This is a genomic window from Streptomyces virginiae, assembly GCF_000720455.1.
GTDB lineage: Bacteria > Actinomycetota > Actinomycetes > Streptomycetales > Streptomycetaceae > Streptomyces > Streptomyces virginiae.
Genome location: NZ_JOAK01000017.1, coordinates 44,171 through 60,028, shown reverse-complemented (window position 1 = coordinate 60,028; position 15,858 = coordinate 44,171). Strand labels below are relative to the sequence as shown.

Annotated in this window: 10 protein-coding genes; 5 read left to right on the top strand and 5 right to left on the bottom strand. The window is 71.2% G+C overall.

Going from position 1 to position 15,858, the window contains the following annotated elements:
- Positions 1–53: 53 nt before the first annotated feature.
- From IG86_RS0124405 to IG86_RS0124385, 5 genes are all read right to left on the bottom strand, one after another.
- The gene (locus IG86_RS0124405) at positions 54–881 is read right to left on the bottom strand and encodes an endo alpha-1,4 polygalactosaminidase (RefSeq protein WP_030899622.1); all 828 of its coding nucleotides are present in this window, start codon (positions 879–881) and stop codon (positions 54–56) included.
- Entirely contained in the window at positions 878–1,591 is a 714-nt protein-coding gene (locus IG86_RS0124400) for a spherulation-specific family 4 protein (protein WP_234351280.1), read from the bottom strand. The genes IG86_RS0124405 and IG86_RS0124400 overlap by 4 nt, the downstream gene beginning before the upstream one ends.
- Positions 1,588–3,144 carry a hypothetical protein gene (locus tag IG86_RS0124395; RefSeq protein WP_030828687.1) on the bottom strand — a complete coding sequence of 519 codons (1,557 nt, stop codon included), beginning with the start codon at positions 3,142–3,144 and terminating at the stop codon, positions 1,588–1,590. The genes IG86_RS0124400 and IG86_RS0124395 overlap by 4 nt, the downstream gene beginning before the upstream one ends.
- Entirely contained in the window at positions 3,141–4,667 is a 1,527-nt protein-coding gene (gene pelF, locus IG86_RS0124390) for a GT4 family glycosyltransferase PelF (RefSeq protein WP_030828685.1), read from the bottom strand. Before pelF ends, IG86_RS0124395 begins: the two co-directional genes overlap by 4 nt.
- A 94-nt stretch (positions 4,668–4,761) precedes the next feature.
- Entirely contained in the window at positions 4,762–6,792 is a 2,031-nt protein-coding gene (locus IG86_RS0124385; RefSeq protein WP_045936638.1) for a hypothetical protein, read from the bottom strand.
- A gap of 346 nt (positions 6,793–7,138) precedes the next feature.
- Between IG86_RS0124385 and IG86_RS0124380 the strand changes: the two genes are divergently transcribed.
- The 5 genes from IG86_RS0124380 to aceE all read left to right on the top strand — a co-directional run bounded on the left by IG86_RS0124380 (position 7,139) and on the right by aceE (position 15,836).
- Positions 7,139–8,674, top strand: coding sequence for a leucyl aminopeptidase (locus IG86_RS0124380; RefSeq protein ID WP_030828679.1), 1,536 nt, complete (start codon positions 7,139–7,141; stop codon positions 8,672–8,674).
- 285 nt (positions 8,675–8,959) lie between these two features.
- Positions 8,960–10,348, top strand: coding sequence for a dihydrolipoyl dehydrogenase (gene lpdA, locus IG86_RS0124375; RefSeq protein ID WP_030765666.1), 1,389 nt, complete (start codon positions 8,960–8,962; stop codon positions 10,346–10,348).
- A 54-nt stretch (positions 10,349–10,402) separates the two neighbouring features.
- The gene (gene sucB / locus IG86_RS0124370) at positions 10,403–12,172 is read left to right on the top strand and encodes a 2-oxoglutarate dehydrogenase, E2 component, dihydrolipoamide succinyltransferase (RefSeq protein WP_030899615.1); all 1,770 of its coding nucleotides are present in this window, start codon (positions 10,403–10,405) and stop codon (positions 12,170–12,172) included.
- Positions 12,173–12,306: 134 nt separating this feature from the next.
- Complete coding sequence (locus IG86_RS0124365; RefSeq protein WP_030654838.1) at positions 12,307–12,930, top strand: GntR family transcriptional regulator; 624 nt, start codon at positions 12,307–12,309, stop codon at positions 12,928–12,930.
- A 221-nt stretch (positions 12,931–13,151) separates the two neighbouring features.
- Complete coding sequence (gene aceE, locus IG86_RS0124360; protein WP_030899612.1) at positions 13,152–15,836, top strand: pyruvate dehydrogenase (acetyl-transferring), homodimeric type; 2,685 nt, start codon at positions 13,152–13,154, stop codon at positions 15,834–15,836.
- Positions 15,837–15,858 lie beyond the last annotated feature (22 nt).

The following is a 15,858-nucleotide window of genomic DNA, read 5'->3' as shown; positions in this document are numbered from 1 at the left end:
CGCATTCAGCCTCGGCCGCGCCGTTTCCAGCCTCGCCGGCGTTGCTGAGACGGCTATGGGCAGGTTTTGCGCCACGCGTCGAGGTCGTACCGCTTCTGGATCGAGCTGAGCTTCGCGGCACGCGACGTCGCACAGAAGCGGGACGTCGACAGTTCGTACTCCGCGTGGAAGACCGCCTTGCCCGCCTCGATGAAGGGGGCGAGGCGGTCGCACTCGTCGTACTGCGCGCACTGCTCGTTGACCGCGAAGTCGAAGTCCCCGACGAGCTGAGGGATCTGGTCGAGGTCGTTCTTCAGGCCGACGGCCATGCCCCGGTCGTGGGCGAGCTTCGCGATCAGCCGGTTGTAGCGCAGCTGGTCGTCGGCGGTGAGGGGGAAGCCGGAGGTGTTCTGGTAGCCGTCCATGTTGTCCGGCTCGACCGCGTCGAAGCCCTTTTCCCGGCACATGTCGAACCGCTTGGCCATCAGCGGTTCCAGTTCCGCCACCCGCCGGACGTCCAGCCAGCGTTCCCCCTCCCAGCCGTTGCCCTTGCCGAGCAGGTCCTGCGGGAAGGCTTCTGCGTCCGGCCGGAAGTCCTCCCAGGCCCCGGTGGAGAGGTAGCAGATGGTCTTGCGCCCGGCCTTCTTCAGGACCGCCACCTGCTCCTTGGTGGTGTTGAAGCCGTCGACGTCGTAGACGGGCGCCTTGACCGAGGTGTCGAGCCTTCCGGTGAGCTGCCACTGCCAGCCGGTGCCGGGCGGCGGCTGCCAGCGTTGTCCGGGGGCGAGTTCCGGCCAGCGGTGCGGTTCGTCGTCGCCCTCGTCGTCCGGTCCGGCCGTGCAGGCGGCGAGCAGCAGGAGGGGCAGGACCAGCAGGAGGCGTAGCGTCCGCGGTGCCCTCATCCCGCCGCCTCCAGGGCGTACGGGAGGGTCCCCCACGGGTGCGGTCCGCTGCCGGGGACGGCGCAGTGCACGCCCGCACCGCGCTGTGCGGCCAGTTCCCCGGCGAGCCGGGCGGCGAGTTCGCCGGGCGGGACGGCGTAGACGAGGTGGCAGAACCGCTGGGCTGGGTGGTCGGCCGTCCAGGGCGGTGGTGCGGCTGCCTCCCGGTAGGCGTCCCAGGGCCCTTCGAAGGTGACGAGCAGATCGGCGAGTTCGACGTAGCCGGGATCCGGGTGGGCCCCGTGGTTGAGGACGAGGGTGTGGGCGCCCGCGGCCCGGGCGGCGACCGTGAGCCGCCGGTAGTGCGGGAGCAGTTCGGGGTCGGCGGAGGCCTGGTCGAGGAAGGCCCCGTCGGTGGCGTACCAGTCGCGGTGGCGCAGCAGGTCCTGCACCACCGCGGCGTGCGGGCGCCGCCCGTAGTCGGTGTCGGCGTAACCCAGTACGGGTACTCCGGCCTCCCGGAGCCGCTCGGCGACGAGGGCGAACCGCTCGTCGCGGGCGGCGCCGGGCCCGCTGTCGGGGTTGAGCACCACCGAGTGCAGCCGGTCCGCGCAGCGGATGAGCCGCTCCCAGGCGTCGGGCCGGTCGGCGGGATGCTCGTAGAGGGGCACCAGCAGCATGGGGTCCTTCTTCTCGTCCGTTTCGTACGTCTCGTGCGTCTCGTGCGTCATCGGTGGGCGGTCGCGCGGCCGAGGAGCAGGCAGACCAGGGTGGCCAGGGCCGCCGCGGCCGTGCCCGCCACGACCAGCTGGACGACCCGGGGCTGGCCCAGCCCGGTCAGCAGGGCCAGGCTCTGGGCGACGGCGGCCGAGGCGCAGACCACGGCCGCGGGCCGGACGGCTCCGAAGGACTGCAGGAGCAGCCCGCTCCACATCACCGCCCCGAGCAGCAGCAGGGTGGCGACGCGGACCCCGGTGAGCCCGGGGGCGCCGGGCCACAGCAGGGTTCCGGTCACTCCGAGGGCCAGCAGCACCGCCAGGTAGATGCTCAGGCAGCGGGTCAGGGTGGTGAGCATCCGGGCCCGGAACTGCCGGGGCGAACGGGCCCCCTGGAGCCCGGAGAGGCTGCCGCTGCGGAAGCGGTGCAGCAGCCACTCGGCGGGTCCCATGCTGAGGGTGAGGGCCACCGCCGAGGGTGCGGCGACGGCTTCGGCGGGGCCTCCGGCGAGTACCTCGCCCAGGGCGGCGTAGAGCACGAGCAGGCCGGTGCCGAGGCCGAAGACGCCGAACGGCACCGAGTCCCCGAGCCGGGGTCCGCGGGGGGTGTACTCCTCCTCGGCTCCGCGCAGCATCTGCCAGCGCACGGGGCCGACCCTGGCGGGCCGGCGGGTCGCCCAGCTCCGGATCCGGTGTGCGGCGGTCCGCAGCCCGTCGGCCAGCGGCAGTTCCCGTACGGCCAGGGTGCAGGCGGCCAGCAGGGACACCACGAGCAGGGTCACCCGGACCGGCACGGGCAGGTCGACGACGAGCACGGCCAGGGCGCCGACGGCCATCGGGGCGAGGGCGGCGAGGAGCAGCCGCTCCCGGCCGAGGACCAGCAGGACGGTGGCGGCCCCCACGTAGAGGGCCTGTCCGGCGGCGAAGGCGTAGGAGAACGGCGGCCCGCCGGGCACGGCCAGCGCCGCGGCGGTGCCCAGCAGGGCTCCGACGGGGGCGCCGACGAGCAGGGTCCGCCCGGCGGCGGCCCGGTCGCCGAGGCCGAGCCAGGAGTAGGCGCGGTGGGACAGGGTCTGGTCCCAGACCCAGCCGATGAGCGCCCCGGCGAGCAGGGTCAGCGTCCCGGCCGGCAGGCCGAGCCGGTCCTGGGGGCCTTCGAGGAGGGGCGCGCCCAGCAGGTAGGCCAGGCCGGGCAGGGCGAAGATGACCCCGCGCAGCAGGCAGGCGGCGAGGGAGACCCGCCAGGGGTCGGGGGCGGGCCCCGGCTCCGGGAAGGAGCGGGGCACGCGGGCGTAGAGCTCCTCGGCGAGGGCGAAGGAGTCGTCGCGGCCGTAGGTGAGCCGGATGTACTCGTCCGTCATGCCGTCGGATTCGAGGACGGCGGCGATCTCGTCGGGGTGGACGGCGGAGGCGATGAACACGTCGAGGCGTTCGGCCAGTTCGTCCATCGGGTCGGCGGCGGGCCCGGGGTCCCCGGTGCGCGGCCGGGGGATCGCCGGGAGCGTGCCGGAGCCGGAGCCCGGTCCTGAGCCGGGTCCGGGCGGCTTGAGCCAGAGGGATCCGCTCACCACAGGCTCCCGTCGGCCGCGAGTTCGCGGTACCAGGGGTCGGCGAGCCGCTGGGTCCAGGCGTCGCCCGCGTGGACGGGCAGGACGGGCTGGCCGGCGAGTTCCCGGTAGATGTGGCGGAAGCCGTCCACGGACTGGTGGAGGGTGAACTTCTCCACGACCCGCCTTCGGGACATCCGGCCGAGTTCGGCGCGGCGTTCGTCGTCGCGGAGCAGGGCGAGGGTGGCGCGTGCCATGGTCTCGGGCTCGCGCGGCGGGACGACGAGGCCGGTGTCGCCGACGGCCTCGCGGACCCCGCCGACGTCGGTGGAGACGGTGGTGCGGCCGCAGGACATGGCTTCGATGATGCTGAAGGGGAAGCCCTCGCTGATGGAGGACAGCATCACGACGCTGCCGGCCGCGTAGGCCTGCGCCACCTGCTCGATGCGGCCCTCGTAGGTGATCCCGTCGGTCACGCCGAGTTCTGCGGCGAGCTTCTCCAGGCGGAGCTTGTAGTCCTCGCAGCCGGCCGGGACGGGACCGAAGAGGCGCAGTCGCAGGGCGGGCAGTTCCTCGCGCATGAAGGCGTAGGCCCGGATCAGGGTTTCGAGGTCCTTGATCGGGTCGATGCGGCCGCACCAGCTGAGGGTGGGCACGTCCGGTTCGGGGCCGGCCTCGGGGAAGGCGTGCGGGTCGACGCCGTTGTAGACGGTGCGGATCCGTGTCGAGTCGGCGCCTCCGCGCTCCTCCCAGCGGCGGTTGTACTGGTTGCAGGGGGTGATCAGGTCGGCCTGGCGGTAGCCCTCGGTGTTGAGCTCGCGGTAGAAGCCGAGCATGAGGGCCTTGACGGGCCAGCGCTGTTCGGCGGTGCGGTAGCCGAGGTAGCGCTCGCGCAGGTAGATGCCGTGCTCGGTGAGGAGGAAGGGCACCCCGTCGAGGTGTTTGGCGGCGAGGGCGGGAAGGGTGGCGAGGCCGCTGCTGACGGCGTGCGCGACGCTGTCGGGCGGGATGCGCACCGCGAGCGGGCGCAGCGCGTGTTCCAGCAGGTCGGTCGCGGTGAGCGCGTCGTGGATGGTGGGTGCCGCCTCGGCGGTGGACAGTCCGGGCCGGGTCCAGACGTTCATCAGGAGGCGCAGAACCGATTCGGAGCGCAGGGCCGGGGCGAGTTTCCCGGCGCGGGCCAGGACGGCCAGTTCGCGCAGGGCCTCGGAGAAGGTGCGGTCGGCGGGGTCGGCCGCCGGGTCGAGCAGGGAGAGCAGGAAGCTCTCGTAGACCTGGGTGAAGCGGCGGTGGGCCCTGCCGCGCAGGGTGGACCGGCGGCCGCGTCCGGGGGGCGGACCCCAGAGCGGGACGGCTGTGTGCCGGTAGACGTTGCGGGGCAGTTCCCAGGTGACCGGCTCGCGTCCGGAGCCGGTCAGGGCTATGACGTTGAAGTCGACCTCCGGCATGCCGCGGACCAGTTGGTCGCACCAGGTGCTGACGCCCCCGTGGACGTGTGGATAGGTGCCTTCGGTGAGCATGGTGACGTGACGCCCATGACTCATGCGGTGTGTCCCCCCAGGACGGAAAAGGGGCCGGCGCCCGTGGGTTCGCGGAGCGCCGGCGCTGGGTGCTACTCGGTGGTGTCGTGCTGGACGGTCAGCTGGGCAGCTTGAGCGTGACGGCGCTCTGCAGCAGCTCGGGGCCGGTCCAGGTGGAGCGGTTGCCGGCGTAGGCGGTGCCGAAGTCCGCCGTGCCGAGCAGCATCTGCTTCTTGGTGCCGTTGGGGGCGGTGACCGGGGCGACGACTCCGGAGGGCGCCTTGATGGTGACGTCCGTGCCGATGCGGTAGGCGGTGACCTTGCCGTCGGCGAGGGCCTTGTCCCAGGCCGCGCGGCGCTGGAGCTCGACGCCGGTGTCCTTCATGGACTGGTTGACGATCGGCGCGCTGGGAGCGTAGAGCGCGCGGTAGGTGTCGAGGACCTGGTTCAGGACGGGGTAGAGGGTCCGGTCCTCGGCGAGGTTGGACTGGTGGACGTAGTGCGGCCGCGGGTCGTTGGCCAGGACGTGGCGCAGGGCGGTGCGCGCCTCGGCCGGGACGATGTAGTTGACGTAGCCGGTGTTGACGTCCAGCGGGGCGGCCAGGCAGGTGGAGGTCGCCGGGTTGTCCTCGCAGACGCCGCTTCCACCGTGGGCGCGGCTGGTGTAGATCCAGTTGTACTCGTCGGCCATCTCGGCGTTGGTGCCCGTGTTGTAGTACACGTTCATCGGGTGCCGGGGGACGGTGAGGGCCGCGCCGACCGCTCGCTGGGCGGGCTCGCGGGAGTTGTCGCTGCCGGCCCACTTGACCCCGTTGTCGGCGAGGGCGCCCGCCAGGTTGGGGTTGTCCACGGGCTGCTGCGGAGCGGTCTTGAGACCGGAGTGCTCGCCGGTGACGAGTTCGCTCTTGTCGAGAGTGATGCCCTTGGAGGCCGCCCAGTTGTTGTTGTCCCGGATCTGGGCGGAGATCTCGGCGCGGCTCATGTACTGGATCGCACCCTGGGCGTTCTTCGTACAGGTCCACGGGGTGACGGCGGTGTTCTGGACACAGCCGAGGAACGGGTGGGTGTAGGTGTGGTTCATCCAGCGGTACTTGGCGCGGTCGGCGACGAGCTGGGCGGTCAGCGCGTCGACGCCGCCGTTCTCGGCCTTCCACTCCTCGCCGGCGCCGCCGTTGAAGAGCATGTCGAGCTTGAAGTTCTTGGAGGTCTGCCACTGCGCCGCGTACACGGCGTCGGCGGCGGACATCCGGATGGTGCTCTCCTTGCCCTCGCCGCCCGCGCAGGCGTAGTCGCCGGGCGTGCAGTTGAGGTCCTTGTTCCAGCGGGCGTCGGGGGCGAAGACGTCGTCGACGTGGACCGCGAAGTAGTTGCGGCTCTGGCCGAGGTGCACCCCCTGGGTCAGCCAGTCGACGATGCCGCGGGCGAGCAGCCGGAACTGCTGCTGGTACTGGTTGTAGCCGAAGGTGACGACCAGTTCGCTGCGTCCGTCGTGGGCGTACTCGCCGACGAGGGAGGCCCGGCCGGAGCCGACGGGGGCGTCGACGTAGCTGGTGTAGCCGGGGCGCGGCTTGCCCATGTACCCGTAGCTCTCGGGGACCAGGGCGGAATTGTCCTCGAAGGTGACCTGTCCGCCGAGGTAGGCGAACGGGCCGGCCTTGCCGGCGGTGGTGACGGCGGCCTGGGTGCCGTCGAGCTGTCCGCTGTAGCCGCCGTTGTCGGTGTATTCCAGTCCGACGCCCGGGTGCGCCCAGGTGTAGGCGTCGACCTGGCGGATCCCGTACGTCGTCTCGTACGCGGCGAGCGCGGCCATCTCGGCGGAGCCCTCGCCGAAGGGGTTCTCGTTGGGCAGGACCACGCCCTGGTACTTGGCGCGCGGCCGGCCGTCGACGGTGTCGCTGAGGAACGCCGCGTTGATGACGGGACGGCCCGCGCTGCCCAGCTGGACGCGGGTGTAGGGCACTCCGGTGTCCCGGAGCTCCGCGGTGATCGCCTCGACCGAGCTGCCGCCGTCGTCGACGACGAGCACCTTGAGGTCGATCCGCGGTGGTGTCACGGCCGCCTGGGCGGTCGCGGCGGGTACTGCCACGGACACCAGGGCAGCCGCGGCCATGACGGCGGCCAGCCTGTTCATCCGGTTCTTGTTGACCATTTCGGCCTTTCCCCCCGCAGGCATCCCTCGACACGGCCCTTGGCGGTCGGCCGGGCCGGGGAGGCACTGTGGAAATCATGCAAAGGAACCCCGCGTCCCCTTGCGAGAGTGGACCGAGTCTTTCGGACCTCGTCAGGTCTACGGGGCAAACCTGGAGCAGAGTCCACGGATGGGTGAACCTGATGGCTGCTTGATCGAACAACTTGCCAAACCTTCGAGTGACGTACGGGCGAGTCCGTGCGCGTAGGCTCCTTTCAGGCGGCCGTCGGGCCCCGAATACGATCGCTACGGATGGCCGTCCACCCACTCGGCCCACACACACAAACGGAAGCGAGACTTCACCACCGTGACTGCTCTGACTCTCAGCACTGCCGGCGCGGGGACGCTGCGCGCCGACGCCCTCGTCGTCGGTGTCGCCAAGGGCCCCAAGGGCGCGATCGTCGCCGCGGGCGCCGAGGCCGTGGACAAGGCGTTCGACGGCAAGCTCGCCGGTGTCCTCGACGCACTCGGCGCCTCGGGTGCCGAAGGCGAGGTCACCAAGCTGCCGGCCCCGGCAGGCCTCAAGGTCCCGGTCGTGCTGGCGGTGGGGCTCGGCTCCGTCCCGGAGAAGGACGAGTCGTTCGACGAGGAGGTGCTGCGCCGCGCCGCCGGCGCCGCCGCCCGCGCGCTGCACGGCAGCAAGAAGGCCGGCTTCGCCCTCCCGCTGGAGGACGCCTCCGCCGTCACCGCCGTCGCCGAGGGCGCGCTGCTGGGCGCGTACGCCTTCACCGCCTACCAAGGCGGCGAGAAGAAGGCCGGCAACGGCAAGGACTCCGGTCCGAAGCAGCCGCTCGCCGAGGTGGCCCTGCTGGGTGCCAAGCCGCGCGACAAGGAGCACAAGGCCGCCGCCGAGCGCGCCGCCGTCGTCGCCGCCGAGGTCAACGTCGCCCGTGACCTGGTGAACACCCCGCCGAACGACCTGACCCCCGAGGCCTTCGCCGCGGTCGCCTCCGCGGCCGCGAAGGAGAACGGCATCAAGGTCCAGGTCCTGGACGAGAAGGCACTGGTCAAGGGTGCCTACGGCGGCATCATGGGCGTCGGCAAGGGCTCCGAGAACCCGCCGCGCCTGGTGAAGCTCACCTACACGCACCCCAAGGCGGAGAAGACCCTGGCCTTCGTCGGCAAGGGCATCACCTACGACTCGGGCGGCATCTCCCTGAAGCCGGCCGGCCACAACGAGACGATGAAGTGCGACATGGCCGGCGCCGCCGCCGTCTTCGCCTCCGTCGTCGCGGCCGCGAAGCTGGGCCTGCGGGTCAACGTCACCGGCTGGCTCGCGCTCGCCGAGAACATGCCGTCCGGTTCCGCCACCAAGCCCGGTGACGTCCTGCGCATGTACAGCGGCAAGACCGTCGAGGTCCTCAACACGGACGCCGAGGGCCGCCTGGTCCTCGGCGACGCGCTGACCAAGGCCTCCGAGGACAACCCGGACGCGATCGTCGACGTCGCCACCCTGACCGGCGCCATGGTGCTGGCCCTCGGCGACCGCACCTTCGGGATCATGGCGAACGACGACGCCTTCCGCACCTCGATCCACGAGATCGCGGAGGAGGTCGGCGAGTCCTCCTGGCCGATGCCGCTCCCCGCCGAGCTGCGCAAGACCATGGACTCCCCCACCGCCGACATCGCGAACATGGGTGTCCGCATGGGCGGCGGCCTGGTCGCCGGTCTCTTCCTGCAGGAGTTCGTCGGCGAGGGCATCACCTGGGCCCACCTCGACATCGCCGGCCCCGCCTTCCACGAGGGCGCTCCGCACGGCTACACCCCCAAGGGCGGCACCGGCTCGGCCGTGCGCACCCTGGTGCGGCTGGCCGAGCGCACGGCCACGGGCGACCTGGGCTGACGCACCCGGTGTGACGCGTACCGCACCCCGGGACCCGGTCGGGTCCCGGGGTGCGTTCTGCCGACAACGAAATCCGTAGGTTTCTACGCAGCGGTAACCCGCGCTTCGGAGAGAACGCCCTCTCACAACGTGGGCCCGGCGTCCCGCGTTCCCCCGACAAATGCGAAGATGGGTTCTCGGCAGGACAGGGCCCCCACCACAGGGCCGAAGAAACAGCGGCCGATTACCAGCCGCCGCCCGGTCACAGAGGACCGGTGCCCGGCGCACATGCATGGAGGACGTGACGTGGCGAACGACGCCAGCACCGTTTTCGACCTAGTGATCCTCGGCGGTGGCAGTGGCGGTTACGCCGCGGCGCTGCGCGCATCCCAGCTGGGTCTGGACGTTGCCCTGATCGAGAAGAACAAGCTCGGCGGCACCTGCCTGCACAACGGCTGCATCCCCACGAAGGCTCTGCTGCACGCGGGTGAGATCGCGGACCAGGCTCGCGAGGCCGCCCAGTTCGGTGTGAAGGCCACCTTCGAGGGCATCGACATCGCGGGTGTGCAGAAGTACAAGGACGAGGTCATCTCGGGCCTGTACAAGGGCCTGCAGGGCCTGGTCGCCTCCCGCAAGGTGACCTACATCGAGGGTGAGGGCCGCCTTTCCTCGCCGACCTCCGTCGACGTGAACGGCCAGCGCATCCAGGGCCGCCACATCCTGCTGGCGACCGGCTCCGTGCCGAAGTCGCTGCCGGGCCTGAACATCGACGGCAACCGCATCATCTCCTCGGACCACGCGCTGGTCCTGGACCGCGTGCCCGAGTCCGCGATCGTCCTGGGCGGCGGCGTCATCGGCGTCGAGTTCGCCTCGGCGTGGAAGTCCTTCGGCTCCGACATCACCGTCATCGAGGGCCTCAAGCACCTCGTGCCGGTCGAGGACGAGAACAGCTCCAAGCTGCTGGAGCGCGCCTTCCGCAAGCGCGGCATCAAGTTCAACCTCGGCACCTTCTTCGACAAGGCCGAGTACACGGAGAACGGCGTCCGCGTGACGCTGGCCGACGGCAAGACCTTCGAGGCCGAGGTGCTGCTGGTCGCCGTCGGCCGCGGCCCGGTCTCGCAGGGCCTGGGCTACGAGGAGCAGGGCGTCGCGATGGACCGCGGCTACGTCCTGGTCGACGAGTACATGCAGACCAACGTGCCGACGATCTCGGCCGTGGGCGACCTCGTCCCGACCCTCCAGCTCGCGCACGTCGGCTTCGCCGAGGGCATCCTGGTCGCCGAGCGTCTGGCCGGTCTCAAGACCGTCCCGATCGACTACGACGGTGTCCCGCGCGTCACCTACTGCCACCCCGAGGTCGCTTCCGTCGGCATCACCGAGGCCAAGGCCAAGGAGATCTACGGTGCGGACAAGGTCGTGGCCCTCAAGTACAACCTGGCGGGCAACGGCAAGAGCAAGATCCTGAAGACCGCGGGCGAGATCAAGCTCGTCCAGGTCAAGGACGGTGCCGTGGTCGGCGTCCACATGGTCGGTGACCGGATGGGCGAGCAGGTCGGCGAGGCCCAGCTGATCTACAACTGGGAGGCCCTGCCGGCCGAGGTCGCGCAGCTCATCCACGCGCACCCGACCCAGAACGAGGCGCTCGGCGAGGCCCACCTGGCCCTGGCCGGCAAGCCGCTTCACTCCCACGACTAGTTCGTCCCGGGCGCGACGACCACTTCCGCACTTTCGTAAGGAGCAACAGAAACCATGTCGGTTTCCGTAACCCTTCCGGCGCTCGGCGAGAGCGTCACTGAGGGCACTGTCACCCGCTGGCTGAAGGCCGAGGGCGAGCGCGTCGAGGCCGACGAGCCGCTGCTCGAGGTCTCGACCGACAAGGTCGACACCGAGATCCCGTCGCCCGTCGCCGGCATCCTGGCCTCCATCAAGGTCGCCGAGGACGAGACCGTCGAGGTCGGCGCCGAGCTGGCCGTCATCGACGACGGCTCCGGCGCTCCGGCGGCCGCTGCGGCTCCGGCCGCCGAGCCGGCCGCCGCCGAGGCCCCCGCGGCCGCTCCGGCCCCCGTCGCCGAGGCCCCCGCGGCCCCGGCTCCGGCCGCCGAGGCTCCGGCCGCCGCCCCTGCCGCCTCCGGCACGGACGTCGTGCTCCCCGCCCTGGGCGAGTCCGTCACCGAGGGCACCGTCACCCGCTGGCTGAAGGCCGTCGGCGAGTCGGTCGAGGCCGACGAGCCGCTGCTGGAGGTCTCCACGGACAAGGTCGACACCGAGATCCCCGCGCCGGTCTCCGGCACGCTGCTGGAGATCCGGATCAACGAGGACGAGACCGCCGAGGTCGGCACCGTCCTGGCCGTGATCGGCGCTGCGGGTGCCGCCCCTGCCGCTGCCGCTCCGGCCGCCGCTCCGGCTCCGGCCGAGGCTCCGGCCGCCGCCCCGGCTCCCGCCGCTGCTCCGGCTCCGGTCGCCCCGGCCGCTCCGGCCGCCGCCCCGGCTCCGGTCCAGGCCGCCGCCCCGGTGGCCGCTCCGGCTCCGGTGACCCCGGCTCCGGCCGCGGCCCCGGCCGCTCCGGCCGCCGCCCCGGCGTCCGCCGGTGACGAGGCCGCGTACGTGACCCCGCTGGTGCGCAAGCTCGCCTCGGAGTCCGGCGTGGACCTGTCCGCGGTCTCGGGCACCGGCGTCGGTGGCCGTATCCGCAAGCAGGACGTCCTGGCCGCCGCCGAGGCCGCCAAGGCCGCTGCCGCCGCTCCGGCTCCGGCCGCTGCCGCTCCCGCCGCCAAGGCCCCGGCCGCCGCGGTGTCCGAGCTGCGCGGTCAGACGGTCAAGATGACCCGCATGCGCAAGGTCATCGGCGACAACATGATGAAGGCCCTGCACTCGCAGGCGCAGCTCAGCTCCGTGGTCGAGGTGGACATCACCAAGATCATGAAGCTGCGCGAGAAGGCCAAGGCCGGCTTCCTCGCCCGCGAGGGCGTCAAGCTGTCCCCGATGCCGTTCTTCGTCAAGGCCGCTGCCCAGGCGCTGAAGGCCCACGCGGTCGTCAACGCCCGGATCAACGAGGACGAGGGCACCATCACCTACTTCGACTCGGAGAACATCGGCATCGCCGTGGACTCCGAGAAGGGCCTGATGACCCCGGTCATCAAGGGTGCGGGCGACCTCAACCTGGCGGGCATCTCCAAGGCGACCGCCGATCTGGCCGCCAAGGTCCGCGGCAACAAGATCACGCCGGACGAGCTGTCGGGCGCGACCTTCACCATCAGCAACACCGGTTCGCGCGGTGCGCTGTTCGACACGGTCATCGTGCCGCCGAACCAGGTCGCCATCCTGGGCATCGGTGCCACGGTGAAGCGCCCGGTGGTCATCGAGACCGCCGAGGGCACCAACATCGGCATCCGCGACATGACGTACCTGACCCTGTCCTACGACCACCGTCTGGTGGACGGCGCGGACGCGGCCCGGTACCTCACCGCGGTCAAGGCGATCCTCGAGGCCGGCGAGTTCGAGGTCGAGCTCGGTCTCTGAGCCGAACGGCTTGTAACCAGCCTCACTGTCGGCGCCCCCGTCCGGGATACTCCCGGGCGGGGGCGCCGCCGTATTGTCTACGCATCAGGCCCCGCCGTGTCCCTGCACACCCACCAGGAGATGAAGCCCCGATGATCACCCCACCCGTCGTGCACTCGCTGCGCGAGCAGATCCGCGAGCACATCGTGGAGGGGATCGTCAGCGGGCGCTGGAAGCCCGGTGAGCGGATCGTGGAGCGGCGCATCGCCGTGGAGCTGGAGGTCAGCCAGACCCCCGTACGGGAGGCCCTGCGCGAGCTGGAGACGCTGCGGCTGATCGAGTCGGCGCCGAACAAGGGCGTGCGCGTACGCAACCTCTCCGCCGCCGACCTGGAGGAGATCTACCCGGTCCGGGCCGGTCTGGAGCAGATCGCCGCAGAGCTGGCGGCGCCGCGGCTGGCGGCCGACTGCTCGGCGCTGGAGCCGCACGTGGCGGCCCTGTGGGAGGCCGACCGCAGCTCGGACGGTACGGCGCAGGTGCGGCACACGGTGGGGTTCCACCGGGAGATGGTGCGGGCGGCCGGGAACAGCGTGCTGCTGCACACCTGGGAGAGCCTGGGCATCGAGGTGTTCACGGCCCTGTCCATCCGCTGGCTGGGGACCGTCCAGAAGTCCTACGCGGAGGAGCACGAGGCGCTCGTCGAGGCCTTCCGCAGTCGGGATCCGGACATCGGCGTGCTGGTGAAGCGGCACGTCCTGGGGTGCGCACCCCGCGCCTGAGTGACCGTTTTACCCCTGTTTGACCGGCACCGCGTGCCCGTTTCGCTGGCACCCGGTGCCGACTTTTGTCGGATCGACGTTTCTTCGTCACTTTTATTTGATCGATCATCGATCAGGGATTTACAGTCGTCGCGGACCTCAACCAGGTCCATCGACCCTGTCCTGCCCCGTCAGGGATTTTCTTCACCACCTCTCCTTTGTCCGGAAGGCGGCGCACAGCGATGTCCGACCCCGTAGGAAAGCTTCCGAGCGAGCTCGACCAGCTCCCGGACCGCGACACCGAGGAGACCGCCGAATGGGCGGCCTCCCTCGACGCCGTCGCACAGGCCGCCGGTACGCGCCGCGCCGAATACCTGCTCCGCCGCACGCTCCAGCACGCCGAGGCCGCCGGCCTCGCCCTGCCGAAGCTGCTGGAGACGGACTACGTCAACACCATCCCCACCGCCGCGGAGCCCGAGTTCCCGGGTGACGAGGCGATGGAAGCCAGGATCACCGCCTGGAACCGCTGGAACGCGGCCGCCATGGTGACCCGCGGCTCGAAGTACGGCGTCGGCGGCCACATCGCCACCTTCGCCTCCGCCGCGTGGCTGTACGAGACCGGCTTCCAGCACTTCTTCCGCGGGAAGGAGGCCGACGGATCGGGCGACCAGCTCTACATCCAGGGCCACGCCTCCCCCGGCATCTACGCCCGCGCCTTCCTCGACGGGCGCATCTCCGAGCAGCAGCTCGACAACTTCCGCCAGGAGTCCGGCGGCAACGGCCTGCCGTCCTACCCGCACCCGCGGCGCCTGCCGTGGCTGTGGGAGTTCCCCACGGTCTCCATGGGCCTCGGCCCCCTCTCCGCGATCTACCAGGCGCGCTTCAACCGCTACCTGCAGAACCGGAACATCAAGGACACCGCCAACTCGCACGTCTGGGCCTTCCTGGGCGACGGCGAGATGGACGAGCCCGAGTCGACCGCCGCCCTGGCCCTGGCCTCCCGCGAGCAGCTCGACAACCTGACCTTCGTCATCAACTGCAACCTGCAGCGCCTCGACGGTCCGGTCCGCGCCAACTTCCGCGTGGTCCAGGAGCTGGAGGCCCAGTTCCGCGGCGCCGGCTGGAACGTCATCAAGACCCTGTGGGGCTCGGCCTGGGACGAACTGTTCCAGCTCGACACCACGGGCGCCCTGGTACGCCGCCTGCGCGAGGTACCGGACGCGCAGTTCCAGACGTACGCGACCCGCGACGTGGCCTACATCCGCCAGCACTTCTTCGGCGCCAACGCCGAGCTCGTCGCCCTCGGCGGCCTGCTCTCCGACGCGAAGATCGCCGAGTGCTTCCACACTTCGCGCGGCGGCCACGAGCCCCGCAAGGTCTACGCCGCGTACAAGGCCGCCCTGGAGCACAAGGGCGCGCCGACGGTCATCCTGGCGCAGACCGTCAAGGGCTACACGCTGGGCGCCGGGTTCGAGTCGAAGAACGCGAACCACCAGATGAAGAAGCTGACGATCGACGAGTTCAAGGGCATGCGCGACCTGCTCGGACTCCCGATCCCGGACAGCGCCTTCGCCGACGGCCAGGTCCCGTACGGCCACCCGGGCGCGAACAGCCCCGAGGTGCAGTACCTGAACGAGCGACGCGCGGCCCTCGGCGGCCCGGCCCCGGCCCGCAAGGTCCACCACGTGGCCCTGCCCGCCCCCGCGGACCGTTCCTTCGCCCCGCTGCTCAAGGGCTCCGGCAAGCAGGAGATGGCCACCACCATGGCCTTCGTCCGGCTCGTCAAGGACCTGATGCGGGACAAGGAGACCGGCAAGCGCTGGGTGCCGATCGTCCCCGACGAGGCCCGTACCTTCGGTATGGAGTCCCTCTTCCCGTCGGCCGGCATCTACTCGCCGCTGGGCCAGACGTACGAGCCGGTCGACCGCGACCAGCTGATGTACTACAAGGAGGCCAAGGACGGCCAGATCCTCAACGAGGGGATCACCGAGGCCGGCGCCATGGCCGACTTCATCGCCGCCTGCACGTCGTACGCGACGCACGGCGAGCCGATGATCCCGTTCTACATCTTCTACTCGATGTTCGGCTGGCAGCGCACCGCCGACCAGATGTGGCAGCTCGCCGACCAGCTCGGCAAGGGCTTCATCGTCGGCGCCACCGCCGGCCGCACCACGCTGACCGGTGAGGGCCTGCAGCACGCGGACGGCCACTCGCACCTGATCGCGTCCACGAACCCGGCGTCGCTCAACTACGACCCGGCCTTCGCGTACGAGATCGCGGTGATCGTCAAGGACGGTCTGCGCCGCATGTACGGCGAGACCCCCGAGGACGTCTTCTACTACCTCACGGTCTACAACGAGCCGAAGGTGCAGCCGGCGATGCCGGAGGGCGTCGAAGAGGGCATCCTCAAGGGCCTCTACCGCTTCAACACGGCGGCGGACCTGGCGGAGGCGGCCCCGGCCGCGGACGCCCCGAAGATCCAGCTGATGGCCTCCGGTACGGCGATCCACTGGATCCTGGAGGCGCAGAAGCTGCTCGCCGCCGACTGGAACGTGGCCGCCGACGTCTGGTCCGCCACCTCCTGGGGCGAGCTGCGCCGCGACGCGCTGGAGTGCGACGAGGCGCTGCTGCGCGGCGAGGTCCGCACCCCGTACGTCACCCGCGCGCTGGAAGGCGCGGCCGGCCCGGTCCTCGCCGTGTCCGACTGGATGCGTCAGGTCCCGGACCAGATCAGCCAGTGGGTGGAGCAGGACTACACCTCGCTGGGCACGGACGGCTTCGGTCTGTCCGACACCCGTGAGGGTGCCCGCCGCCACTTCGGCGTCGACGCCCAGTCGATCGTGGTGGCCGCGCTGGCCCAGCTCGCCCGCCGCGGCGAGGTTCCGGCCTCCGCGGTCAAGGAGGCCCGGGAGCGCTACGGCCTGTAGGCCTCGCCAGACCGGTACGACC

Bases quoted from the DNA above. Each gene is read 5' to 3' on its own strand.
- pelF (WP_030828685.1), bottom strand. From the start codon at position 4,667: ATGAGTCATGGGCGTCACGTCACCATGCTCACCGAAGGCACCTATCCA.
- aceE (WP_030899612.1), top strand. From the start codon at position 13,152: ATGTCCGACCCCGTAGGAAAGCTTCCGAGCGAGCTCGACCAGCTCCCG.
- IG86_RS0124405 (WP_030899622.1), bottom strand. From the start codon at position 881: ATGAGGGCACCGCGGACGCTACGCCTCCTGCTGGTCCTGCCCCTCCTG.
- IG86_RS0124400 (WP_234351280.1), bottom strand. From the start codon at position 1,591: ATGACGCACGAGACGCACGAGACGTACGAAACGGACGAGAAGAAGGAC.
- IG86_RS0124385 (WP_045936638.1), bottom strand. From the start codon at position 6,792: ATGGTCAACAAGAACCGGATGAACAGGCTGGCCGCCGTCATGGCCGCG.
- sucB (WP_030899615.1), top strand. From the start codon at position 10,403: ATGTCGGTTTCCGTAACCCTTCCGGCGCTCGGCGAGAGCGTCACTGAG.